Here is a 23,345-nt window from a genome sequence, read left to right on the forward strand (position 1 = left end):
GTACGGCGTGTTTCTCAATCTTTCGGCTGATGCGACCTCTGCGCGCGGAACGCTTCATTCCGCTCGCGCGTTCCGCCTCTCAAAGGAGGACTACGCCATGAGACTGAGAACAGCTTTAGTTGCCGCATTGCTGCTCGCGCCGACGGCCGCATTGGCCGCGCCGGGCATCGTCACCGTCTCGACCGGTCTGCGCGCCGGGCCGGGTGCGGGCTTTCCCCTGGTCGATCGCGTCCCCGAGGGCGCCCGCGTCAACATCCATGGTTGCCTGCGCGGCAATGCCTGGTGTGACGTGAGCTTCTCCGACGATCGCGGCTGGGTGTCGTCGCAATATCTCGAATATCTCTACCGCAATCACTACGTCTATCTGCCTGACTATGCCGACGAGGTCGACGTGCCTGTCGTCCCCTTCGTGCTGAGCTCGTACTGGTCGAGCTATTACGAGGGTCGCCCCTGGTATCGCCGCCACGCCTACTGGAATAATTACTGGACCTCGCATGAACGCTTCGCGACGCGGCTAACCATCGACCCGCGCGCCGCCCGGATCGGTCGTGCGGCGACGCGTGACGCTGCAGTTGCGCTCGGCCGCGACGCGCATGCCAAGGGCAATGTCACGGTCTCCGGCCGGGATGCCGCGACGGCGCGGCACGATGCGGCCATCGCCAAGCACGACGCTGCGGTGGGCGTCGATCGGAATCGGACCGAACGGAGCCAGCGTTTCGTCAACGAGCGGACCGCGGTGCAGGGTCGCAATCCCCGTGATGCGCAGGCGCGCATGATGCACGAACACGCGGCAAGCCGCGCCGCCGCACGCACGCAACCGACCGCGGTGCGCGCGCAACCGATGGCACGCGCGCATGAGGCGCCGCGCGTGTCGGCTGCGCCGGCGGCCCGGCCAGCGCCACATGTCGCTCAGCCGAATGTCAGCCATGGTGCGCCGATGAATGCGCATGCGCAGATGCCGGCGCCGCGAGCGGCTGCGCCTGCACCTGCGATGCCGCATCCCGGTGGAGGCGGTGGCACTCCGCATATCAGTGCGGCCCCGCACGGCGGCGGCCCCGGCGGCGGTCACGAGAAGCATTAGCATTTGCCAACGAAAGCCCGGCCTTCGCGCCGGGCTTTTGCTTGGGTTGCGCCAGTTCCGTGCGCGTACAATTTAAGGAAGTTCTTCGCGGGCAGATTTCATCGATCGTAATATGTGTATTCAAAGCTGTAAGCATCCACTCGGGGCAGCGGGGCAACGGGAGGATGAAATGAAACAGAGTCAGGCGGAGTCGCGCCGCCAAAATGTCGCGAAGCGATCGATGACCAAAGAGGCCAAGCAACTGTCCGGACTGATTGCCGGATTGCGCAAATCCCTTGACGGCATCCACAAGGAGCGGACGAGCACAAAGCTCTCCGGCGCCGAGATGGGTCTGCTCGACGAGCGCCGCAACAATTTGTTGCTCACCATTGCTGCTCTGGACGACCGTCTATCGGCTGTGCAGGGCCTGATCGATCTCGGCCGTCCACACGTCATCCGTGTCCACTGAGCGGATCGCTAAGCATGATCGGCTCCGTCGCGGCGGCGATGGACCGGCGCCCGGCTGGCGGCTGCGGGCAATGGCGGCGAACAAGCTCCCGACAAGCAGAATCGCATCGATGGTGCGGCGGGTGATTGACCTCCGTCGCTCGGCTGGAACCGGTTCCGGCGCACAATGCTGCCGCGGACGGCACCAAATTGCCACGCTCCCGGCGAATTGCCGCCAAAGCCCGCTGCCACGACGAGAACGGGTGCAGGGCAACGCTAGGGGATGCGCATTGGCCTATAAAATGATCGCAGAACGCGATAATGAGAAGTGCAGTTTTGCCCGCGAGAGCCGGTTGCTCATCGTGGCGAAGGCGAAGGTTTGGGCGAGCGAAGGGTGGCGGGTCGTCATCACCGATCAGGACGGCAAGGCCTATACTCCGCCCGAGTTCGATCAGTTGCTGGCGGCGTGATCGCAGAACGGGCTAGGGGACGACATTGACAGCGTTAATTCGACCGGGGCGCGAACTCATCGCGCCTCCAGTGATTCTTGGGACTATTGCCGCGGCCGCGATCGTGCTGACGGCACCGCTTGCATCCGCGCAAAATCTCGACGCCGGCAAGTCGCCCGAAAAGCTGTTCGCCGACGGTTGCACGGCCTGCCATCGCAGTCCGCGGGGGCTTGCGAAGGGGCGCATGAGCCTGACCCTGTCATGGTTCCTGTCGGACCATTATGCGACCAGCTCCGACAGCGCCAAGGCGCTCGCGGCCTATCTGGTGTCGGTCGATACGCCGCCCCCAGGTGCTCCGGCGAAGTCTGGCGCAAAGTCAGCCCGGTCCAAGCCGCGTCCGCTAAAGCCGGCGCAGAGCCAATAGTCGTCGCCCGGCTACCCGCGCCGATAGGTTTGCGCGATCAGGCGGTCGTGCACGGCGCGCAGATCGGCGTTCATGCGGGTCTGTCCCGTCGAGACGAAGGACAGCCAGGCGCCGTCTGCGGCCAGGCGCACGATCTGGAGCTCTGGCGCCGCATCGGTGGCGCGGTGACGTTTCAGGCGCGCCTTCATCCAGTCGTTCCACAGCTTGCGCAGCGACGGGTCGGTGACGACCACCATGCTCAGCGCCGCCCAGGGCGTGGCGAAGCCGAACGCCTTGCCGGTGAACACCGCATTGACATAGGCGCGTGTAAAACTACCGCGTGGCTTCGGGTCCGCTTCGATGGCCGCGTCGATCTCGGCATCGACGCGGGCGAGCAGATCTGCGAAGAGGCCCTCGATCAGCGCCTGCTTGCTTCCGAAATGATGAAACAGCCCGCCCTTGGTGACGCCTGCCGCCGCTGCCACCGCTTGCACCGTGACGCCGGAGACGCCGTGGTCCATGGCGATAGAGGCGGCGTGGTCGAGCAGGGCGCGCCGCACCTGTTCGGGCTGCTTGGCGCGGGTATAGGCACTCACCGGCATCAATGCGCCGTCGTCTGCGAGAACAGGTTGATGACCACGACCCCGGAGACGATCAGCCCGATACCGACGAAGGCTGCGGCGTCGAGCATCTGGCGGAACAGCACGAAGGAGACGGTGGCGGTGAGGATGATGCCGACCCCGCCCCAGATCGCATAGGCGATGCTCAGGGGGATCACGCGGATCGCGACCGACAGCGCGTAGAACGAGGCGACGTAGAACAGCACCATCGCCAGCGTCGGCCAGGGCCGCGTGAATTGCGCGGACTGCTGCAGGAAGGCGGACGCCGTCACCTCGCATACGATGGCGAGGGCAAGTGCAGCATAGGCATTGAAGGCGGACGTCATGGCGATCTCGATCGTGGCGCGCGAAAGATACCGCACGGTAGGTATGTTTAGCAGCGCAACATGACTTTTGTCGGGAGCAAATATCACGTGTGAGTGACGGGCCTGCGACAAGGCGGAATCTGACGACCTCAGGGGGCGAGATTGCCAGACGTGTCGCCGACAACACGAAGCCGCCGCGCGACGAATCGCACGGCGGCTCCGAGGTGACGCGGGCTGTTCGATGCGGCCCTAGTTGATCCGCACGGTGAGTTCGACGTCCTCGGCAAAGGGCGTGGACATGTAGCCGTTGCCGGGCTTGCGGACGCGCGCGAGATAGTCGGGGCTGAAGTCGGCGTTGTCGGCGACGATGACCGCGCCCGGCTTCAGACGGTCTTCGACCAGATCGAGGATGTCCGGGTAGAGCGCCTTGGCGCCATCGAGCAGCACGAGATCGATCTGATCGGGCAGATCCTTGCTCAGCGTCTTCAGCGCATCGCCTTCTCGGATTTCGACGAGATCGATCAGTCCGCCATCCCGAAGATTTTCCCGTGCCCGCGCCGCCTTGGATGGCTCGAACTCGCTGGTGATGAGCCTTCCCCCGCCATTGTCGCGCAAGCCTGCGGCCAAATGCAGGGTCGAGATGCCGAACGAGGTGCCGAACTCGACGATCATCTTCGCGCGCGAGCTGCGCACCAGCATGTAGAGCAGCTGACCGGTCTCGCGCGAGACCGCGAGCGGGGCGTCCTTCAGGCGTGCGTAGAGGTCGCGGTAATCGCTCTTGCTCTGCATCATCTGGGCGCGATCGGTGTCGCTCAGGTCGGCGAAAACGGCTTGCGTTGCGCCGCGTGCGGCTTCGTCCTGATCGAACAGGCGATCCAGCAGTGGCGCAAGCGAGGTGATGGTTGGGGCGGTCATTCGGTGTCTCCAGTGTTCGCGGAAAAGCGCGTGCTTGCGTGCGAACTGAAATACGACTAATTCGTCGCGTTTCCTATTCGCATTCCCCCGAGCGCACCATGGCCGATCGTCGAAGTCGTTCAGTTTCCTCACGAAAACAGCCGCAACAGGCCCGCTCCAACGAGCTGGTGGCAGCCATTCTGAATGCCGCTGTTCAGGTCCTGGCGAAGGAAGGGGCACAGCGTTTTACCACCGCGCGGGTGGCGGAGCGGGCCGGGGTGAGCGTCGGATCGCTCTACCAATATTTTCCGAACAAGGCGGCAATCCTGTTCCGCCTCCAGAGCGACGAGTGGCGAAGCACGAGCGAGCTCCTGCGCGGCATTCTCGCGGACCAGACGAAGCCGCCCCCGGCACGGCTGCGCGCGCTGGTTCACGCCTTCATTCGCTCCGAATGCGAGGAGGCTGCGATCCGCGGCGCGCTCAGCGATGCCGCGCCGCTCTATCGCGATGCGCCCGAGGCACAGGACGCACGAGCGGCCGGCGTGGGCATCGTCGCGGCCTTCATGCGCGAGGCTCTGCCAAAGGCCACGGAGGCAACGCGCGAGCTCGCCGGGGAGCTGATCAAGACGACGCTGGCCGAGGTCGGTAAGCGGTTCTCGGAAACGCCGCGCGGCGAGGCGGAGATCGCGCGTCATGCCGACGGGCTGGCCGACATGTTTTGCGCCTATCTCGACAAGCTTGCAGGCCGCGGAAATCATTCCTGACATCCTCGGGCTACGCTTGCACTGCGGAGCAATTGCTTTTACGGACCTCTGCATGCTCGTCATCTCGATTCAAAGCCAGGTGGTCCATGGCCACGTCGGCAACAGCGCGGCGGTCCACGCGATGCAGGCGGAGGGCGTGAACGTCGCTGCGGTGCCGACGACGCTGCTGTCGAACCATCCGCGCTATCCGACCTTGCGTGGGCGGGTGCTCGACGCTGAGCTGGTCGCCGATCTGCTGCGAGGTGTCGAGGAGCGGGACCTTGTCGATGAGGCGGCCGTGCTCGTCACCGGCTATCTCGGCTCGCCCGACAACGCGCTCGTCATCGCCGATTTTGTCGAGCGGGCGCTGTCGCGCAATTCGAAGCTCGTCTATCTCTGCGATCCCGTCATCGGCGACGACGGCCGCGTCTATGTCGCCGACGGCATTTTGGATGTGGTCCGGCACCGCTTGTTGCCCGCCGCACACCTGATCACGCCGAACCAGTTCGAGCTCGAGCTGCTCACGGGCGTCAAGATCGCTGACACGGACGGCCTGCGTGCAGCAGCGGCGGCGATCGCGGGACAACGGCGGATCGACGTCGTTGCCACCGGCTGCACGCTCACCGACACCGCAGCGGGGCAGGTGGAGACGATCCTGTGCGCTGACGGGCAATTGTCGCGCTTAGCGACGCCGCGCCTGCCGATCCGTCCCTATGGCACTGGTGATCTCCTCACTGGCCTGATCGCGGCGCATCTTGCCAAGAGTACGGCGATCGAAGCGGCGGTGCGGCTTGCGGTCGAGACAATCTTTGCCGTGCTCGTTCGCACCCAGCAAGCAGGATCGGCCGAGATGCGTCTCGTGCCGTTGCCGTCGTCAGGCACGTAGGACCTGGATCAGGTCGTTCGCTTCGCGGCGGTTTGCGCCGACTTCTGCGGCTTTGCAGGGCTCTTCTGCTCGCGCGCGACCCGGGACTTCGGCGGTTTGGCCCTGACTACAGCGCGCGCCCTCTTCGATTTGACGTTGGCGGCTTCCTTGCGATCGGTCGCGCCGCCGCGCTTCGAGATATATTCCTGACCGTCGATCGGGCCGACATGCGGCGGATCGCGGTCGAGATAGGGGCGGCCGATGCCGAGCGCCTTGCCGTTGGTGTCGACCCACTTCCACAGCACCTCGGTGGAGACCCAGCGCTGCGCGCGGTTGTCACCCTTGGTGCTGACGATGTCGGCCGCCATGCCATGACCGTAGCCGCCGCGAAGGCTGCCGCCGTGATAGGAGCGGTTGGAGGCCGCCTTCAGGCCGCTCGCAATCTCCTGTCGATAGTCGTCGCGGAACGCGCTGGTGATGCCCGGCGAGAGGCCAGCGGCTTCGGCCGCGAGCATCATGCGAAACAGCTTCTGCTTGAAGCTCTTGTCCATGCCGCCGATGACGTAATCCATCAGCGCCATGTTGGCGTGCTCGGCCGCCTTCGGATCCTTCCAGGCAAAATCCTCATCGACGAGTTTCGTGAAGCTGCGCATCACCGTGACCATCTTGCCCTTGCGCTTGATGGTGACGGCGCGGCGGTCCTCGACCTTGATCGAGTCTTCCTTCGGCGTGCGCTGATACAGCGCCCAGAGATAGCGGTCGATGCAGGCATCCATAGCGAAGCATTCGTCGAGCACGGCCACGGTGTCGGCGGGGGGCGACGCCTTGCTCTCGGCCGCAGACCCGCTCGCGATCGCCGCGGGCGACAGCGAGTCCTGCGGTACGACGTCGCCGGGATCGGCGGACGCGAGCTTGACGGTAGGCTCGGGTGCGGGCTCAGCCTCAGCCTTGGCCTCGCTGGCGACGGGAGCAGGTTCAGGTGCGATCTGGGGTGCGGGTGAAGCCACCGCCACAATGTCAGTCGGATCGGCCGAGGCGAGCTGGACGGCGGTGGCGGGTGCGGGTTCCTCAAGCAGTGGCGCTTCGATCATTACCACGCTCGGCGTCGCGGCTGCTGCGGCCGCGATGTCGGCCGTGAGCGCGACGCCATCGTCGATCGTCGCCGCGCGCGGGATATCGGCTAGCTCGATACGGGTGAGATCTTTGGCGCGGGAGACGGCGGCTGCATTGGCGCCGCTGTTCTCGATCAAAGCAGGGGCGTATGCGGAGAGGGAGAGCGCCAGCCAGCCGGCCATGACGGCCGAGGGGCACGAGACCGCCACAAGAAGAGACCGCCGATCATTCATGATCCCTGCCTCCAAGGTTCGTAGGCGAACCAGATTGCACAGCCAAGCACGCGGCGCGTCAATTGTTCGGAGGATGGTGTGGCGGTGCAATGGCGCAAATTCCCTGAAAAGGGCTTTTCACGCGAGTGTTGCCCGAATGCAACGTGAGTTCCCCGAGCGGTTCCTGCAGTCGTGGAGCGGGAAAATCGCGCAGAATGGGCGCCAAATGCCAATCAAATTGAATAATCCGGATTTACTCAATCTTGGATTGTGATGATGCATTGCTCCCGCGCCGGCAACGTCCGGTAGATCTGGGAAGGACATGCTTGTGAAATTGAAATGCCTGTTGATTGAGTTCGTGGCCGATGAATCCGGCGCCACCGCGATCGAATACGGCCTAATTGCAGCGGGCATCGCGCTCGCGATTATCGAAGTGATCTATGCACTCGGCACCAATCTCGTTGCAAAGCTGCAGTCGCTGGCGACTGCGTTGAAATAGGGCGTGCCTCGTGCGCGGCTGATCCGGCGGACGGGCTAGGCGCGTTAAAAATATCGCTATGCGCAACGCGCGATGTTGCGTTGCAGCAATGCATATCGCAATGCAGCAAATCAGGCTTACATGGGGTCTGAACTACTCTTTGGAGCATCACCATGAACAAGAAGACTTTGTCGATCGCAGCCGCTGTCCTCGCCATCGCAGGCACGACTGCCACCTTCGCCGCCGAGTTGCCGGCCTATGAGGCCAACGGCATTCCGGCCTCGCCCGTGCAGGTCCGCGTGCTCGGCGCCGCGCATGTCGAGCAGCAGGTGACGGCGCCCGCCACCAGCGTGACGGCGCTCCAGACCGCCGTGCTGACGCCGCGCAAGCTGAAGACTGCGACTGTGGGCTCTGCCCGCTAAGACTGACATTGCGCCGGGCGGGGAGCCTGGTGCCAAGACCTTCACGACGTCATGGCCGGGTTTGTCCCGGCCATTTCTTTTTGCCTGCTGTCGAGACGATGTGATCGATCGCATGGCGTATTGATGCGCTGACTGAGAATCCTTTGGCAGAAAAATTCCTCGCAACGCGCGGACTTGTGTACCGCCGTTCAAAACGAGTGTGATCTCTTTAATACTTGTTTTGCAGATCGCGGCGCTTGATGCGGGCGCCGCATATTGGCGGCCAAGAATCGTTTTCATAATGGAAGCCGTCATGCCTGTTGCGCAGAAAGCCGTTGTTGTCGCCACGTCGCCGCGCGAATTCATCGTCCGGCATCTCGCATTGTTCGCAGCCGCCGCGATGTTCGTGTTCGTGCTGAGCCTGACTTACGGGCTTGATCTCAGCCCCGGCTTCTTCTGAGCGATTACGCTCTCCGCACTGCGCGCAAGCTCGATGGCGAACGGCCATAGAGCTCGGCGAAGGCGGCGTTGAAGCGGCGCAGGCTGCCGAAGCCAGACTGGAAAGCGATGTCCGTCATGGTGTGATCGCCGGCATCGAGCAGGCGCTTGGCGCGCTGGACGCGAAGCGTCTTGGCAAGCTGCTGTGGCGTCGCGCCGACGTGGCGCTCGAACAGCCGTGCCAGATGGCGCGAGGAGATGCCGAGCCGCGTCGCGAGCATCACGACCGAGTCCTCGTCGAGCGCACCCTCATTGATGAGCTTCACCGCGCGCGCGACCGTCGAGCGCGTGCCATTCCAGGCCGGGCAGAACGGCGCGGTCTCGGGCCGGCAACGCAGACAGGGCCGGAACCCGGCAGCCTCGGCTGCCGCCGCCGTCGGATAATAGGCGACGTTGCGCGTTAGCGGGTGCTTGGCAGGGCAGACCGGACGGCAATAGATCCCCGTTGTCTTCACCGCCGTGAAGAAGCGGCCGTCATAACGGGGATCGCGGCGCAGCCGCGCGGCGTTGCAGGTCTCGAAGTTCAACATGGACGGATGATAGCGCATGCAGGCGCGGGTGGAAGAGCCGCGGGATGACCGAGTCCGATTGTGGCGAGCCGCATCACGCGTCCCGGCCTAGAACGCAACCCTCACATCAACGCAAGTCGAGGGAGCGCATCGTGACCAGCCCGAAGGACATCGTACTCGACGCCTGGAAAACCTTTTCGTCACGCGATGCGGATCGCATCGCGGCGCTGTTCACGGACAATGCCGAGTGGATCGCGCCGAAAGGCAACGCCACGGCGGTCGCGCTCGATCACACCGACCACATGGTCGGGGCGAAGCAGATTGCGCGCTTCATCGCGCAGGAGATGCACAAGATGTTTTCCGAGATCGATATCGCCTTTCGCGGGGTCTACGCCGACGGCGACACCGTGATCGTGGAAGAGCGGATGCGTGCGACGCTGGCTGGTGGCAAGCCATACGAGAACGACTATTGCTTTGTGTTCGCGGTGGCCGGCGACCGCATCCGCGAGGTGCGGGAATACATGGATACGCGCAAGGGATGGCGCATGGTGTTTGGCGAGGAGGCACGATGATTGGCCCATCGCGTGCCAGCCCTGCAGCCGCGTGGGTTGAGCCGATCTGCGCACTGACATAAGGCTTGGCCCATGGATCAGCGGACGAGCGGCGCTGACGCTCTCAATCGAACGAACGATACAAGCCAGGCGCTTCTTGGCGTCGTCTGCGGGCTGTCGGCTGCGCTGTTCTGGGCGCTCGGCTTTGCCGGCACGCGGCATGGCCTGAAGGTCGGCTTCACGCCGGTCGATCTCCTGGTGCATCGCTACGTCTGGTCGGGCATTGCCTTCCTGCCGCTGGTGCTGCGCGCCGGAATCTCCGATCTCTGCGGCATCGGCTGGGCGAGGGGCCTTGCGCTGATGGTGCTCGGCGGCCCCGTGATGTCACTGATCTCCTACACCGGGTTCCTGTTCGTGCCGCTCGGCCATGGCAGCGTGATCCAGCCGTCCTGCGCGACGCTCGGCGGCCTGCTGCTTGCCGCGGTGTTCCTGAAGGAGAAAATCTCCGCCTCGCGATTGGCCGGCGCGATCGTCATCGTTGGCGGGCTCGGCGTGATCGGCGCGGAATCGATCGGCCATATCGGCGTCGACGGCGTGCAGGGCGATCTGATCTTCGTGCTGACCGGCTTGATGTTCGCAGGTTTTGGCGCGCTGCTGCGCCACTGGCGCGTCTCGGCGGTGTCGGCCGCGCTCGTCATCAATGTGCTGTCGCTGCTGCTGCTGCCGATCTACATCGCGACCGTCGGTCTCGCCCACGTCGCCGCGATCGGCATCACCGAGAACGCCATCCAGGCGCTGGCACAGGGCGTGCTCGCAGGTCCTGCCGCGCTCTACCTGTTCGCCGTCTCGGTGCAGCGCCTCGGTGTCGCCCGCGCGGCGGTGTTTCCGGCCTGTGTGCCGGCGCTGACGGTGCTCACCGGCTGGCTGCTGCTCGGCGAGCCGCCGACGGCGCTGCAGGCCGTCGGCCTCGTCACGGTGTTGTGTGGGTTCTACCTCGCGCAGAGGCAGAGTTAGATTGCGCTTGGTCGCGCTCTAGATCCAGTCCTTCACCCTTGGGAAGCAGGCGTGCTTGCGCGGGCTCCAGACGTAGTCCGATCCGCCGCAGGGCGGGCGCGGACGCGTCGTGGCCGGGCATTCATTCCAGACCCGCGCACCGGTGCCCCAGCCATCGACTACGCAGGCGCCTGTCACGGTGGGGTGGCAGCCGGGACCACAGAGGCCGTCGGCGTCGGCGGCGCTGACCGCGCCCAGCAGCAGCACAGGTGCAAGGGTGAGCAGAAGTCGGTGCTTCATCATACGCTCCTCCGTCAGCCGAGCCCTGAGCCTCGCACACGTTTGTGACGCGAGACGGACGGCCGCTCCGCCGGAGCATAGCACCAAATCCCGCGGCCGAGAACGGCGCCGGATCAGGCCTTCTTGACGAACTCCGACTTCAGGTTCATCGCGCCGATGCCGTCGATCTTGCAGGCGATGTTGTGGCCGTCGGTGGCGTCCTGGAGACGGATGTTGCGGACCTTGGTGCCGCCCTTGAGGACCGATGACGAGCCCTTGACCTTGAGGTCCTTCATTACGATGACGCTGTCGCCGTCAGCGAGCGCATTGCCATGGGCATCGCGCACGCCGGCCTCCGCTGGTGCCGTCGCTTCTGCGCCAGAAGTGGTGCTCCATTCATGGCCGCACTCCGGGCAGATCCAGAGATCGCGATCCTGATAGGCGTGCTCGGACTGGCAGGCGGGGCAATTTGTGGATTCGTTCATGCTGGTCTCGATCTTGGAGGGGGAACGCGGCGCCGGTCTTGATGCAGATCAATTTTCAAGAAAACAACCCCATGCACAGTAGAAATCAGTACGGATTTCCGAATTTCGTCGATACCGAATAATGTTTGACCCGTCGGGCAAAACAGGCGCATGATGGCATTGTGGGCAGGTGCGGCGGCTCACGCCCCGTCCATGAAGCAAGCCGTGCCCGAGACACGGATCGAACTCCCTCTGGTCTCATCGATCTCCGCGCGGATCAGCGAACGCGCGCCCATGTCTTCGCCCTGGACGATGTCGATGGCGCCGCCATGCGGCCAGCCGATGTCGCGCAAATAGCCTGCGAATGCGGCGGCGGCAGCGCCCGTTGCGGGATCCTCGACGACGCCGCCGGCGGCAAAGGCATTGCGGACATGGAACAGACGCGGCGTCTCGACCTGAGCGAGAGCGATGGTGACCAGGCCCGCTTTCTCCATCAGGGCGCGGCCCCGATCGAAATCATAGGCCATCCGCGCGAGCGCGTCGCGGGATCGCAAGCCAAGGAGGGCATGATCGGCGCCGCCGTGAATTTTTGCCGGCGGTACGCTCGGGTCAAGATCGCCGTTCGCGTAGCCGAACAAATCCAGCAGCTCATCCCGGAGCGAGGCATCGAGCGGCGCGCTGCGCGTCGGCGGCGACTGCAGCGCGGCTGCGATAGTGTTGCCGTCGCGTTGCCCCGACACCGAAATGACCGCATCGTTCAGGTGCAGCTCAAAACTGCGATCACCGTCGCGATGCGCGAGCGCTGCGCCGAGCGCGATGGTGGCGTGGCCGCAGAAGGGCACCTCCATCAACGGCGAAAAGTAGCGGACGCGCCAGGCTTCGCCCGCGGGCGCGGCAAAGGCAGTCTCCGAAAAGCCGACCTCGGCCGCGATCGCCTGCATCGCTGCGGCATCCGGCAGGGCGTCGCCGATCCAGACGCCGGCGGGATTGCCGCCTCTGTTGCCGTCGGAGAAGGCCGCGATACGGAGGAGAGTGGTCATGAGGTGATCCCTGTTTGGCCTGGATGGCGCGCAACATTCGCTGCGTACTGTGTAGCCCGGATGGAGCGAAGCGCAATCCAGGGCCGGCGGTGCTTGGGGCAAGATCCCGGATTACGCTACGCTCCATCCGGGCTACGCCTGCAACTGACGTCGAGACAAGCCTCGCATAAGCCGGCGCTGGAATAGTGGCCTCTACTCTAAGTGTGAGGAGATTCTGCAATGCCGATCGCGGGGCAAAAGCTGGCCTTTGTCATGGCCTCGTCCAGCCATGGAACGATGATCGTCAACCGCTTCGATTATCGCATGGTCGCGCCGGACCGCGGCTATGGCGTGGGGCATCAGATCCTCGAAGCCGCCGCGTTCGATCCCGGCGAGGTCAAGATCGCGCTCGAACTGCTGGCCTTGCGGCGGAAGCACCACGGTGACGGCGTGATCGCCATCGACTGCGGCGCGAATATCGGCGTGCACACCGTTGAATGGGCCTCGGCGATGACGGGCTGGGGCTCGGTGATCGCGATCGAGGCGCAGGAACGGATCTACTATGCGCTGGCCGGCAACATCGCCATCAACAACTGCTTCAACGCGCTGGCGGTGCATGCGGCCGTGTCCTCGGAATCCGGCACGATGCAGATGCCAAATCCGAACTATTTCATGCCGTCCAGCTTCGGCAGCCTGGAGCTGCGCCCGCGCCCAAGCAACGAATTCATCGGCCAGCCGATCGACTATGCCCAGAACACCGTCCTGATCCGGAAGATGACGCTGGACGAGCTCAATCTGCCGCGGGTCGATTTCATCAAGATCGACATCGAGGGCATGGAGATGGAGGCCCTTGCCGGTGCGCGCGAGACGATCACAAAGTATCGCCCCATCCTGCTGATCGAAAAGATCAAGACGGATATCCGGCAGCTCGAGCAATGGCTCGTCGACAGCGGCTACCAGTTGATGGGTCTCGGCATCAACATTCTCGCTATCCATCAGAGCGATGTGTGCTTGAAGGATATCAACGTCTCTCAGAGCGCCGGCCCGCAAACTCACGCGGCTTAGTGGCAGTTAGACGGGCTGCGGATGGGTAGAGCGCAAGCGAAACCCATCAAGTGCCGTCGCGGAATGATAGGTGTCGTAAGTGCTCTACCCGTCCTAAGGGTTAGTTCGGCCGAAATTGCCAGGGCCGACAGCGGTCATTCAAGAAGCGGTCATCCAACCAAGAAGCGGTCATCCAACAAGTCCTGGGCGAATTTACTTGCCTTGTTTTGCGTCCTTCAGCACTCTTGCCGGGAAGGAGACCAACGCATGAAGATCATGACTGTCGCGTGTGCGCTCGGAACGGCCGTGGTGCTGTGTAACCTCGGGATGTCAGGTGCCGAAGCCCGGACGCGGAAGGCTATCGTCGTTCGCGCACCACAAGAGAGGCTCATCGTCACGGCGCCCGTGCTCAGGCCCACGCCGTGGGATTACAACGTTGTTCCGCGCTATCGCTATCGGCCCGAAGACGACCGCGTCGATCCCTATGGTCCGCCGCTGGTGCCGTCATATGTTCGTTATGAGGGATGGCGGTGGCCGTATTGGTGGTAGCGATCGACAATTCTACCGGCCACGCGAGCTTACCGCCGAAACCGCCGCTCCACCCCGTTGACCCCCGGAATAGCTTTCGACGAGGTGATGGCCGCGCCGCGCTTCCAGCGGGTTGCTCAAAATAACGCGCGTCTGTACCCTGCGTTGCAGAAGAGTTGTTTTTCCATCAATGGAATGACTGCAATGACTGCAATCGAGGGCGTGATTCCGGAGCAAGGCTCCGACCGGGCAACGCCGCCAAAATTGCCGCCGGGCGTTTTGGTCGAGGGCCCGGTGGTCGACGCCAAGTTTCGCGATTCCTATATTTCGTTCATCCTGATGATCGCTAGTTCGATCGGCGCGCTGATCTGGGCTTTCACGCAAGGGATCGGCCGGGTGGAGATCGTGGTTTTCGCCGGCATGTTTATGCTGACCACGATCGGGATCGGTTTCATGCACCGCTACTTCGTGCACCGCAGCTACCGCTGCGGTCCGGTGATGCGGACGATCCTCGCCGCGATCGCCACGATGGCGGTGCAGGGCTCGATCCTGAAGTGGGTGAGCAACCACCGGCGGCACCATCTTCACTCCGACAAGCCCGGCGACGTCCACAGCCCCTACTATGACGGCTTCGGCAACCGCATTGCCTCCTTCGCCAAGGGGATGGGGCACGCGCAAGGCGGCTGGGTGTGGGACCTCGCGACCACCGATGCCGAATACTACGCCAGGGATATTCTGGCCGACCCGATCGCCATGTTCTTCACCGGGACGCGCTGGTACTGGTACGCGTTGTCGGCGCTGATCATTCCGGCTGGCCTCGGCTACGCCTTTGGCGGCGTGCATTCCATGATCGGCTGCGTGTTGTTCTCCGGCCTGTTCCGCAGCTACCTCATGACCATGGCCACCTCGCTGGCCAACTCGGTCTGCCACAGCGACGGCCGCTGGGGCTACCGTCGCTTCGATCTCGATGACGGCACGACCAACGAGCTGGTGACCACGATCCTCACCTTCGGTGAAGGGCTGCACAACAACCATCACCGGTTTCCGCGCGACGCCTATATCTCGCACGCCTGGTACGAGATCGACATCAATGGCCTGATCATTTTGGGGCTCGGGAAGCTCGGGCTCGTTCACGACGTTTTCTCGGCCCGAAGCCGGACGCCAGGTGCATCGGACGGGGGAAAACGTTCCGTGCCAGAACCGGAAGCGACGGTCTGATGGGACCTCTGACCGCGGCCGTGACGACGATCAATACGCCGATGCCTGCTGGCATCGACGAAGGCACTCTGCTGGCATGTCTGAAGGGTGACATTTCCGAACAGAAATGGCGCGTGTACGTGCAGGCGTTGTTCGACGAGGTCGATGTGTCATCACTTATCATGTGGTGTCGTCCGCACTGAACCGGTTGAATCTCGCGAAAGGCCAGTATCAATCGGACATGAGAAGCCTGATCAACGCGACTCCGCGGGGCGAGGAATTCATCGACAGAGCCTGCGAAATTGCCTTGGAGGCCCTCGACGAGATTCGGAGGCTGATCCCCGAGCCCGAGCCAGAGCGTTGAGCCTGTGGGCTAACCTCCGTCATCCACCGCAAGCCGCAAAAACTGCCGCTTCATCGCGTTGACCCTGGCGACATAGCTTGCGACAAGATGATCGCCGCAGCGCTCGCCGGCGATCATCTGAAACTTGCGGCGCGCAAAGGCCGTGGCAGGTCCCGCGCCGCAGAGATGGATGAAGGCGGCGAGATCCTGCTTTTGCTCGCGGTTTGCCTTCACATCGCCGGCGCGGGCGAGAACGTCGGCCACTTGTCGATCCAGATATACCGATGCGAGCTCGATGGCGTGGCTCGGGATCGCGCGGTTGTAAAGGCCAGTGAGGCCGCAGCCGGTATCCGTCACCACGTTGCCGCGGACACAGAACCGTGCGGCCTCGCTGAAGGCCGGATCCGTCATCTGGTAGAGGCCGACCGCCGAGGAGGCAGGCTTGTAGATCGCGAGCGGATTAAAACTCCATCGCCAGCGCCAGTAGGTGCGCGCCACCGGATTGCCCGAACTCTCGACTTGCGCAAGTGCTGCCAGCAATTCGGGCGTGATCGTCTTGGTGGAGTAGGTGCGGAACAGCGGCCCATATTGCCGCCAGTTCTCGGCCGGCTCCTTGTCGAGGGAATTGCCGACGAAGACGAACAGCTCGGTCGGCTTGCGGATCATTTGATAGACGATGTTCGTGAGCGTTGCGACCGCAAGCAGAATCGCCACGCCGCCCACGATCCGGAGCATAAGCGGTGCGCGCGCGAACGTTTTTTGCGCCCACCGGGCGCCGCGCCGAAGGCTGCGAAGGCGAGGGAGCAGGCGCCTGCTTTTCCTTGGCATGGGGCTCGTGGGAGCGGATAGCATGGGTTGAGCCGTTGCGGAACCCATGACCCGACGGGATGATGTTCAGCGCTTCGAGGCTGCGCCTGTATCCGCGGCCCCGTAGATCGCAATACCAAGCCGTGAGGCGACATGCCAAGAAAACTGTCAGGGAAACCGTCAAGAAAACTGAAGACCTATCAGACCTCGCTTGGCTTCTACGACCAGGCGGTCGCCGCACCCTCGATGAAGGCGGCGCTGGACGCCTGGGGCGCCAAGTCCAACCTGTTCCATCAGGGGATCGCGAAGGAGACCGACGACGCCGATATCGTCGCCGCGACCATGGCCGCCCCCGGTGTCGTGCTCAGGCGCCCGGTCGGATCGGACGGCGCGTTCACCGAGCACGCCGAACTGCCAACCGATCTCGCCGAGGACGGGGACAAGCCAAGCTCAAGGTCCAAGCCGAAGAAGCGTCCGGCCAAGACCACAACGAAGTCCTCCCGCAAGATCGACGATCAGGAAGCGCGCAGGGCCGCCGCTTCATTTGCGAAGGAGGAGCAGCGACGCGAAAGCGCGCGCCGCAAGGAAGAGGCCGCCCGCGCCAGGGAGCGCGCGCGGCGGGAGAAGGCGATCGCGGCCGCCCAGGCGGCGCTGGACAAGGCGAGGCGGGACCGCCAGGTGCGGGTGGACGAGATCGAAGCGGAGCGGGCTGCGCTGGATGAACGCGCCGGAGTGGAGGAAGCGAGCTGGAACAAGCAGAGGATCAAACTGGAGGAGGCGGTTCGCCGGGCACGAGAGTAGAGTCGCGCTGTCGGACGGCGCAGCGGGCGGCACCAAATGTTTCAGGTCCCGAATTACGGGGAGGGGCCATTTGATTGACGCCGTCCACGAAACGTGAGCCGAAGCGGCAGGTCAGGAAGGCAGCGATAGCGAATAATTTAGTGCACTGGACACCGCAAGCATTCCCCGGATGTCGCTTCGCTCATCCGGGCTGCGCTTGCTGGGAGTCGACAAGCGGGACCTAGAGGCTCGCGCCTGACGCCATCAGCACCGCACCGGCGGCCATCAGGACAATTCCTGGCCAGTTCGATGCGATCCCAAGGAATCCCAGGCCTCGGCGAGGCGGTTCAAGCGTGCCGCGAACGGGTCGAGAAGAATCCCGACCGCTAAGGGGGCCCCGCCAAATCGTGGCGCGCACCATATAGAGGAGTCCGCCGAAGATGAGCAGCGCGCCAAGTCCCATCAGGAACATTTTCACCTCTCAACCTGCCACTGCCACCCGCAATGGAGGGCAGCACATCCCAAAGCAATGGAGGTCGATTGGTTCCTCTCCTTCCAAACGCCGCAGGATGGGTTGAGCCTTGCGAAACCCATCACTCTCGCCGCAGCGATTGATGGATCTCGTTTCCGCCTTCGCTTGCTGAACTTCGGCGAGACAGGTCCACCTTGGCGCCTGCGGCGGACAGGTTACTCTACGCCTCATTCCACAGGCCAACCGTCCTCCTCCCTGCGGCGCTCCCGGCTGGGAATCCCACGCTCATGAACGTTCGTTCGGAGGAACGGACATCGGCATCATTTCGTTGCATTGACGGGGCTTGTCGGAGGAGGACATCATGAAAATGACGATCATCGCGCTCTCTGCTGCTGTTGCCATGGCCACGGCACCGGCCGTGCTGGCTCAGGGCGTATCGAGCAAGGCGCCGGGTCAGGAGATGCAGCAAACGGGTTCCAAGAAAGGCGAGCCGGGCGCTTCCAGCTACGCTCCCGGACATAAGATGCACCACGCGATGCACCACGCGAAAGCCTCGAAGAAGACCCACGCCGGCGCGTCCAATTACGCTCCAGGTCAAACCACCGGCGCAAGCACAAGGCCAGCCACCGGCTCGAGCACAAAGTCCGGGTACTGAAGTCCGATACTCAAATTCAGGTGCTCGAGGACTGGAGGATTCAGCACCACGTAGAACGCTGGATCGGCTGAACAGGGGCATGGTGTCCGCCCTCATTCGGCGAGACACGACCGAGCGCGCTCGTCGAGCTAGGTATCACGGTGACGGTGTCACCGCGATACCTAGAGCTTCTCCGTCGGCGAGACCTCGTTGTTGGCTTCCTGCTTCCGAGTGACCGTGCCCAGGTAGATCGGCTAGGCAGCGTGTTCTGTGGATCTCGTGATGTCGCCGCGTCCGGCGAGAAGGCCAGCGATGGAGATATCTTCGTCAAGCGCTTCCCAATGCAACCCGACCCGGCTCAGTTCGACCTGTTCGCGTTCGGCGGACGTTGCGTGCAGCAGCCGCGGAAACCAGGCGAGGGGGACACCGAGGGTCCGGCCGTCCGACAACTCGACCCACATCGTGTGTTCGTCAAATCGAACGCTAGTTGCCGAAATGGTCATGCCAAGCCTTCAGGAGCAGATCGCGGGTGTCTTCGACCACGTGCAGGATATTCGAAAGTTCGTAGGATGGGTAGAGCGCAGCGAAACCCATCAATAACCGTCGTGGAATGATGGGTTTCGCAAGAGCTCTACCCATCCTACGAGCTAATTGCCGAAATGGTCATGCCAAGCCTTCAGGAGAAGATCGCGGTTGTCTTCGACCACGCGCAGGATATTCGAAAGTTCCCGCGGATTGAAGCCATAACTGTCTGCTATTGATATGGTTGGTTCCAGCCAGACCTTGGCGTCGCTACCACCACCCTTGACATGAATATGGGGCGGCTCAGGCGGCCGCCCCTCGTTTGAGAAGAAGTAGTAGCGCAAGCCGCCGTGGCGCAATGCAACTGGCATCAATGCCTCCGGACGACTTGCGCTAGTGGTATCAGCTACACCCCGTCGTGCTGCCGCAAGTGTCGCACTTCATGCAGGTGCCATTTCGCACCAGCGTGAAGTTGCCACACTCGCTGCACATCTCGCCCTCATAGCCCTTGGCCTTGGCTTCCGCGCGGCGCTCGGCCTTGCTGGGGGCCGCAACCGTTGCGGCGCTGCCGGCCTTGCTCCACTGGAGCGCCTCGAGCTTCTCCGTGGGGGAGAGGTCGTGTTGGGCTTCCTGCTTCAGCGCGACCGCGCCTTCCAGGGCATCGCCGGCGCCGCGGGCGGTGGCGCCGTGCGAGGCGAGCGAGGTGACGCGGCTGCCGCCGGCGGGCGCATTGTCGCTGCCGGAGGCAATCGCGGCCGAGCCGCCGCGCATCACCACAAGGTTGTCGGTGCGGGAGCGGGTGAGGCCGCGCGAGACCAGCCTGGTCGCCTGGTGGTTCGGCTCCTCCGGCTCCTTGCCTTCCTCGACGCCCTTGCCGAGCGCGTCGAAATTCGACTCGGTTGGGTCGACATGGGCGAGATCGAAGCGCGACATGTAGCTCACCGCGAGCTCGCGGAAGACGTAATCGAGGATCGAGGTCGCGTACTTGATGCTGTCGTTGCCCTGCACGGGGCCCGCCGGCTCGAAGCGGGTGAAGGTGAAGGCGTCGACATATTCGTCGAGCGGCACGCCGTATTGCAGACCGAGGGACACCGCGATCGCAAAATTGTTGATGAAGGAGCGCAGCGCCGCGCCTTCCTTGTGCATGTCGATGAAGATCTCGCCGAGACGGCCGTCGTCATATTCGCCGGTGCGGAGATAGACCTTGTGGCCGCCGACGACCGCCTTCTGGGTGTAGCCCTTGCGGCGATCCGGCATCTTCTCGCGCTCGCGCATCACGATGATGCGCTCGACCAGCTTTTCGACGATCTTCTCCGAGACCTGGGTGGCGCGCGCCGCCATCGGCTTCTCGTAGAGCGCCTCGACCGCATCGTCCTCGTCGTCATCATCGCTGATGAGCTGCGAGTTGAGCGGCTGCGACAGTTTCGAGCCGTCGCGATAGAGCGCGTTGGCCTTCAGCGCGAGCTTCCACGACAGCATGTAGGCGGACTTGCAGTCCTCCACAGTGGCGTCGTTAGGCATGTTGATGGTCTTGGAGATCGCACCCGAGATGAAGGGCTGGGCCGCCGCCATCATGCGGATGTGGCTCTCGACCGACAGATAGCGTTTTCCAATCTTGCCGCAGGGGTTGGCGCAGTCGAATACGGAGTAATGTTCCGCCTTCAGATGCGGAGCACCTTCCACCGTCATCGCGCCGCAGATGTGGACGTTGGCCGCCTCGATCTCGCGTTTTGTAAATCCGACCGCCTGGAGGAGATCGAAGCCCGGCGCGGCAATGGCTTCAGCGCCAATGCCCAACTGGTCGCGAATAAAATCCTCGCCAAAGGTCCATTTGTTGAAGGCGAACTTGATGTCGAAGGCGGTCGGCAGTGCCTTTTCGACCTTGGCGATGGCTTCATCGGTAAAGCCCTTGGCCTTCAGCGTCGAGGCGTTGATGCCCGGCGCGTTGGACAGCGAGCCATGGCCGACGGCGTAGGCCTCGATCTCCGCGATATCAGCTTCGCGATAGCCGAGCGCGCGCAGCGCGGCGGGGACCGCGCGGTTGATGATCTTGAAGTAGCCGCCGCCGGCGAGCTTCTTGAACTTCACCAGCGCGAAGTCGGGCTCGATTCCGGTGGTGTCGCAATCCATGACCAGGCCGATCGTGCCGGTCGGCGCGATCACCGTGGTCTGGGCGTTGCGATAGCCGTGCTTCTCGCCGAGCTCGAGCGCCGCATCCCAGGCCGCCTGCGCACGCGTGACGATGTCTCCTTGCGGGCAGGAGGCGTGGTCGAGCGGCACCGGGTTGACGCTGAGTGCCTCGTAGCCGGAGGCCTCGCCATGAGCGGCGCGGCGGTGGTTGCGGATGACGCGCAGCATGTGCGCGGCGTTCTTCTTGTAGCCGGGGAAGGTGCCGAGCTCGGCCGCCATCTCCGCCGAGGTCTTGTAGGTGATGCCGGTCATCACCGCGGTCAGCGCGCCGCAGAGCGCACGGCCTTCCTTGGAGTCGTAGGAGAGACCCATGGTCATCAAGAGGCCGCCGATATTGGCGTAGCCGAGGCCGAGCGTGCGGAACTCGTAGGAGAGCTCGGCGATCGCGCGGGACGGGAACTGCGCCATCATCACGGAGATTTCGAGCACGATGGTCCAGAGCTGGCAGAGGTGCTCGTAGCCGGCGACGTCGAACTGTTTTGTCGTCGTGTCGTAGAACGTCAGCAAATTGGCGGAGGCGAGGTTGCACGCCGTGTCGTCCAGGAACATGTACTCGGAGCACGGATTGGACGCGCGGATGTCGCCCGACGACTTGCAGGTGTGCCAGTCGTTCATGGTGGTGTTGAAGTGCAGGCCCGGGTCGGCCGACGCCCAGGCGGCGTAGCCAATTTTCTCCCAGAGGTCGCGCGCCTTCAGCGTCTTCGTCACCTTCTTGGAGGTGCGGGCGTTCAGGTTCCAGTCGCCATCGGTTTCCACGGCGCGCAGGAAGTCGTCCTTCAGCGAGACCGAGTTGTTGGAGTTCTGGCCGGAGACGGTGAGATAGGCTTCCGAATCCCAGTCGGTGTCATAGACGTCGAACTGGATGTCCTTGTAGCCTTGCTTGGCAAACTGGATGACGCGCTTGATGTAATTGTCAGGCACGAGGCTGCGGCGCGCGAGCTTGATCTCGCGGCGGAGCGCTGGGTTCTTCTCGGGATCGAAGCAATCGTCGCCCGAACCTTCGCAATTCACGCAGGCCTTCAGCACCAGCTTGAGGTGCTTCTGGTTGATCTTGGATCCGGTGACGAGGGCGGCGACCTTCTGCTCCTCCTTCACCTTCCAGTCGATGTAGGTTTCGATATCGGGGTGATCGACGTCGACGACGACCATCTTGGCAGCGCGGCGCGTGGTGCCGCCCGACTTGATCGCACCCGCAGCGCGGTCGCCGATCTTGAGGAAGCTCATCAGGCCGGACGAGCGGCCGCCGCCGGACAGCTTTTCGCCTTCGCCGCGCAGGCGCGAGAAGTTGGAGCCGGTGCCGGAGCCATATTTGAACAGGCGGGCTTCGCGAACCCAGAGGTCCATGATGCCGCCCTCGTTGACGAGGTCGTCACCGACGCCCTGGATGAAGCAGGCGTGCGGCTGCGGGTGCTCGTAGGCCGACTTGGACTTGGTCAGCTTGCCGGTGAAGGGGTCGACGTAATAGTGGCCCTGGCCGGGGCCGTCGATGCCATAGGCCCAATGCAGGCCGGTGTTGAACCATTGCGGCGAGTTCGGCGCGACCATCTGCATGGCGAGCATGTAGCGGAGCTCGTCATAAAAGGTCTGGGCGTCCTCGTCGGAGGAAAAGTATTTGCCCTTCCAGCCCCAATAGGTCCAGCAGCCGGCGAGGCGGTCGAACACCTGCTTTGCCGAGAGCTCGCTGACGAAGCGCTCTTTCTCGGGCAGGAGGCCAAGCGCCTCGGTGTCGGGCACGGAGCGCCACAGGAAGGAGGGGACGGATTCTTCCTCGACCTTCTTCAGGCGCGCGGCGACGCCCGCTTTGCGGAAGTATTTCTGGGCGAGCACGTCGGAGGCGACCTGCGACCATTCGGTCGGGACCTCGACGCCGTCCATTTTAAACACGACCGAGCCGTCGGGATTCCTGATCTCCGACGTGGTCAGCCGGAAATCGATCCCGGCGTAAGGTGACTGTCCCGAAGTGGTGTGGCGCCGCTCAATCCGCATGGTCTTGCCCCGTCCTATTCTTTGACCGGACCGCCTCGGTTCAGGCATCCGGGTCGACATTTCGTTTCGCGTTTCCATCCAGGCCCGATCGGCCCAAAGGCACCGCAGTTCAGCCGGTGGATCCGGCCCAGTTTCTCCCGACGCGACTCCTCGATGCGCGCACCGATCATCCGCCGGCATGTCCAAGCCCATCCGCCCCAAAGCGATGAGCCCGACATGCGTTCAAACGCCCCACACCGTCACAACGTCTACCGATGCCATCCGAGCCTGTTGCCGGCCCGTTCTGGCGCCCGAAAAGTCCGCTGTCCGCGGGCAGACAAGCCCTTCTCCCGCTGCCTGCGTCTGGCTTGGCGGAGTGCAGTTTTGCGGACCCTTTGGGGAATGCCGGCGGGACGCAAACACACTCGCGCCGAACGGACCGAAAGCTAGGACTCTCCGTTGCGCCCGTCAAGAACTAGTGCGAGTTCCTGAATCAAATACTAAATATGGTGGATTGCGGGGGATAACAGGGGCCAAGCCCTCACCTGTTGTTGAGCCAA

General features: G+C 63.6%; 29 protein-coding genes. 17 read left to right on the forward strand and 12 right to left on the reverse strand.

Going from position 1 to position 23,345, the window contains the following annotated elements:
* Positions 1-97: 97 nt before the first annotated feature.
* The 4 genes from YUA_RS0111625 to YUA_RS0111640 all read left to right on the forward strand — a co-directional run bounded on the left by YUA_RS0111625 (position 98) and on the right by YUA_RS0111640 (position 2,380).
* The gene (locus tag YUA_RS0111625) at positions 98-1,081 is read left to right on the forward strand and encodes an SH3 domain-containing protein (protein ID WP_027530849.1); all 984 of its coding nucleotides are present in this window, start codon (positions 98-100) and stop codon (positions 1,079-1,081) included.
* Positions 1,082-1,250: 169 nt separating this feature from the next.
* Positions 1,251-1,529 carry a hypothetical protein gene (locus YUA_RS0111630; protein WP_027530850.1) on the forward strand — a complete coding sequence of 93 codons (279 nt, stop codon included), beginning with the start codon at positions 1,251-1,253 and terminating at the stop codon, positions 1,527-1,529.
* Between the two features lie 241 nt (positions 1,530-1,770).
* A complete protein-coding gene (locus YUA_RS50960; protein WP_027530851.1) occupies positions 1,771-1,977 on the forward strand; it encodes a hypothetical protein in 207 nt (68 codons plus the stop codon).
* Positions 1,978-2,047: 70 nt separating this feature from the next.
* Positions 2,048-2,380: a hypothetical protein gene (locus YUA_RS0111640; protein WP_371259877.1), complete on the forward strand. Its 333-nt coding sequence runs from the start codon at positions 2,048-2,050 to the stop codon at positions 2,378-2,380.
* Between the two features lie 11 nt (positions 2,381-2,391).
* Here YUA_RS0111640 and YUA_RS0111645 read toward each other — a convergent pair whose 3' ends face one another.
* The 3 genes from YUA_RS0111645 to YUA_RS0111655 form a co-directional block, all read right to left on the reverse strand.
* Positions 2,392-2,961: a TetR/AcrR family transcriptional regulator gene (locus tag YUA_RS0111645; RefSeq protein WP_027530853.1), complete on the reverse strand. Its 570-nt coding sequence runs from the start codon at positions 2,959-2,961 to the stop codon at positions 2,392-2,394.
* Positions 2,961-3,305 carry a multidrug efflux SMR transporter gene (locus tag YUA_RS0111650; protein ID WP_027530854.1) on the reverse strand — a complete coding sequence of 115 codons (345 nt, stop codon included), beginning with the start codon at positions 3,303-3,305 and terminating at the stop codon, positions 2,961-2,963. Before YUA_RS0111650 ends, YUA_RS0111645 begins: the two co-directional genes overlap by 1 nt.
* A 228-nt stretch (positions 3,306-3,533) precedes the next feature.
* A complete protein-coding gene (locus YUA_RS0111655) occupies positions 3,534-4,199 on the reverse strand; it encodes an O-methyltransferase (protein ID WP_027530855.1) in 666 nt (221 codons plus the stop codon).
* A gap of 98 nt (positions 4,200-4,297) precedes the next feature.
* Between YUA_RS0111655 and YUA_RS0111660 the strand changes: the two genes are divergently transcribed.
* A complete protein-coding gene (locus YUA_RS0111660; RefSeq protein WP_027530856.1) occupies positions 4,298-4,942 on the forward strand; it encodes a TetR family transcriptional regulator in 645 nt (214 codons plus the stop codon).
* Positions 4,943-4,994: 52 nt separating this feature from the next.
* Complete coding sequence (pdxY, locus tag YUA_RS0111665) at positions 4,995-5,807, forward strand: pyridoxal kinase (protein ID WP_027530857.1); 813 nt, start codon at positions 4,995-4,997, stop codon at positions 5,805-5,807.
* Positions 5,808-5,815: 8 nt separating this feature from the next.
* On the opposite strand, the gene YUA_RS0111670 is transcribed toward pdxY, so the two are convergent.
* Positions 5,816-7,132, reverse strand: coding sequence for a hypothetical protein (locus YUA_RS0111670; RefSeq protein ID WP_027530858.1), 1,317 nt, complete (start codon positions 7,130-7,132; stop codon positions 5,816-5,818).
* Positions 7,133-7,445: 313 nt separating this feature from the next.
* Between YUA_RS0111670 and YUA_RS0111675 the strand changes: the two genes are divergently transcribed.
* The 3 genes from YUA_RS0111675 to YUA_RS50965 all read left to right on the forward strand — a co-directional run bounded on the left by YUA_RS0111675 (position 7,446) and on the right by YUA_RS50965 (position 8,450).
* Positions 7,446-7,610, forward strand: coding sequence for a Flp family type IVb pilin (locus tag YUA_RS0111675; RefSeq protein WP_027530859.1), 165 nt, complete (start codon positions 7,446-7,448; stop codon positions 7,608-7,610).
* 152 nt (positions 7,611-7,762) lie between these two features.
* Positions 7,763-8,011 carry a hypothetical protein gene (locus YUA_RS0111680; RefSeq protein WP_027530860.1) on the forward strand — a complete coding sequence of 83 codons (249 nt, stop codon included), beginning with the start codon at positions 7,763-7,765 and terminating at the stop codon, positions 8,009-8,011.
* A 292-nt stretch (positions 8,012-8,303) separates the two neighbouring features.
* The gene (locus YUA_RS50965) at positions 8,304-8,450 is read left to right on the forward strand and encodes a hypothetical protein (RefSeq protein WP_198029403.1); all 147 of its coding nucleotides are present in this window, start codon (positions 8,304-8,306) and stop codon (positions 8,448-8,450) included.
* A gap of 4 nt (positions 8,451-8,454) precedes the next feature.
* Here the strand turns inward: YUA_RS50965 and YUA_RS0111690 are convergent, their stop codons facing one another.
* Complete coding sequence (locus tag YUA_RS0111690; protein ID WP_027530861.1) at positions 8,455-9,018, reverse strand: bifunctional transcriptional activator/DNA repair enzyme AdaA; 564 nt, start codon at positions 9,016-9,018, stop codon at positions 8,455-8,457.
* A gap of 131 nt (positions 9,019-9,149) precedes the next feature.
* Between YUA_RS0111690 and YUA_RS0111695 the strand changes: the two genes are divergently transcribed.
* Positions 9,150-9,569, forward strand: a complete 420-nt coding sequence (locus tag YUA_RS0111695; protein ID WP_051383149.1) for a nuclear transport factor 2 family protein — start codon at positions 9,150-9,152, stop codon at positions 9,567-9,569.
* 72 nt (positions 9,570-9,641) lie between these two features.
* Positions 9,642-10,562 carry a DMT family transporter gene (locus YUA_RS0111700; RefSeq protein ID WP_027530863.1) on the forward strand — a complete coding sequence of 307 codons (921 nt, stop codon included), beginning with the start codon at positions 9,642-9,644 and terminating at the stop codon, positions 10,560-10,562.
* 18 nt (positions 10,563-10,580) lie between these two features.
* Here the strand turns inward: YUA_RS0111700 and YUA_RS0111705 are convergent, their stop codons facing one another.
* The 3 genes from YUA_RS0111705 to YUA_RS0111715 form a co-directional block, all read right to left on the reverse strand.
* On the reverse strand, positions 10,581-10,841 hold the full coding sequence (locus YUA_RS0111705) for a hypothetical protein (protein ID WP_027530864.1): 261 nt from the start codon (positions 10,839-10,841) through the stop codon (positions 10,581-10,583).
* A gap of 113 nt (positions 10,842-10,954) precedes the next feature.
* On the reverse strand, positions 10,955-11,305 hold the full coding sequence (locus tag YUA_RS0111710; protein ID WP_027530865.1) for a zinc ribbon domain-containing protein YjdM: 351 nt from the start codon (positions 11,303-11,305) through the stop codon (positions 10,955-10,957).
* A 179-nt stretch (positions 11,306-11,484) separates the two neighbouring features.
* Entirely contained in the window at positions 11,485-12,324 is an 840-nt protein-coding gene (locus YUA_RS0111715; RefSeq protein ID WP_027530866.1) for a PhzF family phenazine biosynthesis protein, read from the reverse strand.
* A gap of 219 nt (positions 12,325-12,543) precedes the next feature.
* Between YUA_RS0111715 and YUA_RS0111720 the strand changes: the two genes are divergently transcribed.
* From YUA_RS0111720 to YUA_RS0111735, 4 genes are all read left to right on the forward strand, one after another.
* Positions 12,544-13,368 (forward strand): FkbM family methyltransferase, encoded by an 825-nt coding sequence (locus tag YUA_RS0111720; protein WP_027530867.1) that lies wholly within the window; start codon positions 12,544-12,546, stop codon positions 13,366-13,368.
* 246 nt (positions 13,369-13,614) lie between these two features.
* Entirely contained in the window at positions 13,615-13,896 is a 282-nt protein-coding gene (locus YUA_RS0111725; protein ID WP_027530868.1) for a hypothetical protein, read from the forward strand.
* A gap of 183 nt (positions 13,897-14,079) precedes the next feature.
* The gene (locus YUA_RS0111730; protein ID WP_027530869.1) at positions 14,080-15,093 is read left to right on the forward strand and encodes an acyl-CoA desaturase; all 1,014 of its coding nucleotides are present in this window, start codon (positions 14,080-14,082) and stop codon (positions 15,091-15,093) included.
* Positions 15,093-15,275, forward strand: coding sequence for a hypothetical protein (locus tag YUA_RS0111735; protein ID WP_027530870.1), 183 nt, complete (start codon positions 15,093-15,095; stop codon positions 15,273-15,275). The genes YUA_RS0111730 and YUA_RS0111735 overlap by 1 nt, the downstream gene beginning before the upstream one ends.
* 170 nt (positions 15,276-15,445) lie before the next feature.
* On the opposite strand, the gene YUA_RS0111745 is transcribed toward YUA_RS0111735, so the two are convergent.
* The gene (locus tag YUA_RS0111745) at positions 15,446-16,243 is read right to left on the reverse strand and encodes a transglycosylase SLT domain-containing protein (RefSeq protein WP_027530871.1); all 798 of its coding nucleotides are present in this window, start codon (positions 16,241-16,243) and stop codon (positions 15,446-15,448) included.
* A 132-nt stretch (positions 16,244-16,375) separates the two neighbouring features.
* Here YUA_RS0111745 and YUA_RS0111750 point away from each other — a divergent pair, with 132 nt between their 5' ends.
* On the forward strand, positions 16,376-17,023 hold the full coding sequence (locus YUA_RS0111750) for a hypothetical protein (RefSeq protein WP_027530872.1): 648 nt from the start codon (positions 16,376-16,378) through the stop codon (positions 17,021-17,023).
* Positions 17,024-17,835: 812 nt separating this feature from the next.
* Entirely contained in the window at positions 17,836-18,129 is a 294-nt protein-coding gene (locus YUA_RS0111760; RefSeq protein ID WP_156947097.1) for a hypothetical protein, read from the forward strand.
* Between the two features lie 233 nt (positions 18,130-18,362).
* On the opposite strand, the gene YUA_RS0111765 is transcribed toward YUA_RS0111760, so the two are convergent.
* From YUA_RS0111765 to YUA_RS0111780, 3 genes are all read right to left on the reverse strand, one after another.
* Positions 18,363-18,611, reverse strand: coding sequence for a DUF2442 domain-containing protein (locus tag YUA_RS0111765; RefSeq protein WP_027530875.1), 249 nt, complete (start codon positions 18,609-18,611; stop codon positions 18,363-18,365).
* Positions 18,612-18,755: 144 nt separating this feature from the next.
* A complete protein-coding gene (locus tag YUA_RS0111775) occupies positions 18,756-19,001 on the reverse strand; it encodes a DUF4160 domain-containing protein (protein WP_027530876.1) in 246 nt (81 codons plus the stop codon).
* A 31-nt stretch (positions 19,002-19,032) separates the two neighbouring features.
* Positions 19,033-22,806: a vitamin B12-dependent ribonucleotide reductase gene (locus YUA_RS0111780; RefSeq protein WP_027530877.1), complete on the reverse strand. Its 3,774-nt coding sequence runs from the start codon at positions 22,804-22,806 to the stop codon at positions 19,033-19,035.
* Between the last annotated feature and the right edge of the window lie 539 nt (positions 22,807-23,345).

The sequence above is a fragment of the Bradyrhizobium sp. WSM3983 genome (genome assembly GCF_000473045.1).
Classification (GTDB): domain Bacteria; phylum Pseudomonadota; class Alphaproteobacteria; order Rhizobiales; family Xanthobacteraceae; genus Bradyrhizobium.

Excerpts from the sequence above, each read along its gene's own strand:
- YUA_RS50965 (WP_198029403.1), top strand. The coding sequence starts at position 8,304 with ATGCCTGTTGCGCAGAAAGCCGTTGTTGTCGCCACGTCGCCGCGCGAA.
- YUA_RS0111700 (WP_027530863.1), top strand. The coding sequence starts at position 9,642 with ATGGATCAGCGGACGAGCGGCGCTGACGCTCTCAATCGAACGAACGAT.
- YUA_RS0111660 (WP_027530856.1), top strand. The coding sequence starts at position 4,298 with ATGGCCGATCGTCGAAGTCGTTCAGTTTCCTCACGAAAACAGCCGCAA.
- YUA_RS0111725 (WP_027530868.1), top strand. The coding sequence starts at position 13,615 with ATGAAGATCATGACTGTCGCGTGTGCGCTCGGAACGGCCGTGGTGCTG.
- YUA_RS0111780 (WP_027530877.1), bottom strand. The coding sequence starts at position 22,806 with ATGCGGATTGAGCGGCGCCACACCACTTCGGGACAGTCACCTTACGCC.
- YUA_RS0111750 (WP_027530872.1), top strand. The coding sequence starts at position 16,376 with ATGCCAAGAAAACTGTCAGGGAAACCGTCAAGAAAACTGAAGACCTAT.
- YUA_RS0111730 (WP_027530869.1), top strand. The coding sequence starts at position 14,080 with ATGACTGCAATCGAGGGCGTGATTCCGGAGCAAGGCTCCGACCGGGCA.
- pdxY (WP_027530857.1), top strand. The coding sequence starts at position 4,995 with ATGCTCGTCATCTCGATTCAAAGCCAGGTGGTCCATGGCCACGTCGGC.
- YUA_RS0111765 (WP_027530875.1), bottom strand. The coding sequence starts at position 18,611 with ATGACCATTTCGGCAACTAGCGTTCGATTTGACGAACACACGATGTGG.
- YUA_RS0111650 (WP_027530854.1), bottom strand. The coding sequence starts at position 3,305 with ATGACGTCCGCCTTCAATGCCTATGCTGCACTTGCCCTCGCCATCGTA.
- YUA_RS0111720 (WP_027530867.1), top strand. The coding sequence starts at position 12,544 with ATGCCGATCGCGGGGCAAAAGCTGGCCTTTGTCATGGCCTCGTCCAGC.
- YUA_RS0111715 (WP_027530866.1), bottom strand. The coding sequence starts at position 12,324 with ATGACCACTCTCCTCCGTATCGCGGCCTTCTCCGACGGCAACAGAGGC.
- YUA_RS0111760 (WP_156947097.1), top strand. The coding sequence starts at position 17,836 with ATGAAAATGACGATCATCGCGCTCTCTGCTGCTGTTGCCATGGCCACG.
- YUA_RS0111625 (WP_027530849.1), top strand. The coding sequence starts at position 98 with ATGAGACTGAGAACAGCTTTAGTTGCCGCATTGCTGCTCGCGCCGACG.
- YUA_RS0111705 (WP_027530864.1), bottom strand. The coding sequence starts at position 10,841 with ATGAAGCACCGACTTCTGCTCACCCTTGCACCTGTGCTGCTGCTGGGC.
- YUA_RS0111735 (WP_027530870.1), top strand. The coding sequence starts at position 15,093 with ATGGGACCTCTGACCGCGGCCGTGACGACGATCAATACGCCGATGCCT.
- YUA_RS0111690 (WP_027530861.1), bottom strand. The coding sequence starts at position 9,018 with ATGTTGAACTTCGAGACCTGCAACGCCGCGCGGCTGCGCCGCGATCCC.
- YUA_RS0111680 (WP_027530860.1), top strand. The coding sequence starts at position 7,763 with ATGAACAAGAAGACTTTGTCGATCGCAGCCGCTGTCCTCGCCATCGCA.
- YUA_RS0111645 (WP_027530853.1), bottom strand. The coding sequence starts at position 2,961 with ATGCCGGTGAGTGCCTATACCCGCGCCAAGCAGCCCGAACAGGTGCGG.
- YUA_RS0111670 (WP_027530858.1), bottom strand. The coding sequence starts at position 7,132 with ATGAATGATCGGCGGTCTCTTCTTGTGGCGGTCTCGTGCCCCTCGGCC.
- YUA_RS0111710 (WP_027530865.1), bottom strand. The coding sequence starts at position 11,305 with ATGAACGAATCCACAAATTGCCCCGCCTGCCAGTCCGAGCACGCCTAT.
- YUA_RS0111775 (WP_027530876.1), bottom strand. The coding sequence starts at position 19,001 with ATGCCAGTTGCATTGCGCCACGGCGGCTTGCGCTACTACTTCTTCTCA.
- YUA_RS0111630 (WP_027530850.1), top strand. The coding sequence starts at position 1,251 with ATGAAACAGAGTCAGGCGGAGTCGCGCCGCCAAAATGTCGCGAAGCGA.
- YUA_RS0111745 (WP_027530871.1), bottom strand. The coding sequence starts at position 16,243 with ATGCCAAGGAAAAGCAGGCGCCTGCTCCCTCGCCTTCGCAGCCTTCGG.
- YUA_RS0111655 (WP_027530855.1), bottom strand. The coding sequence starts at position 4,199 with ATGACCGCCCCAACCATCACCTCGCTTGCGCCACTGCTGGATCGCCTG.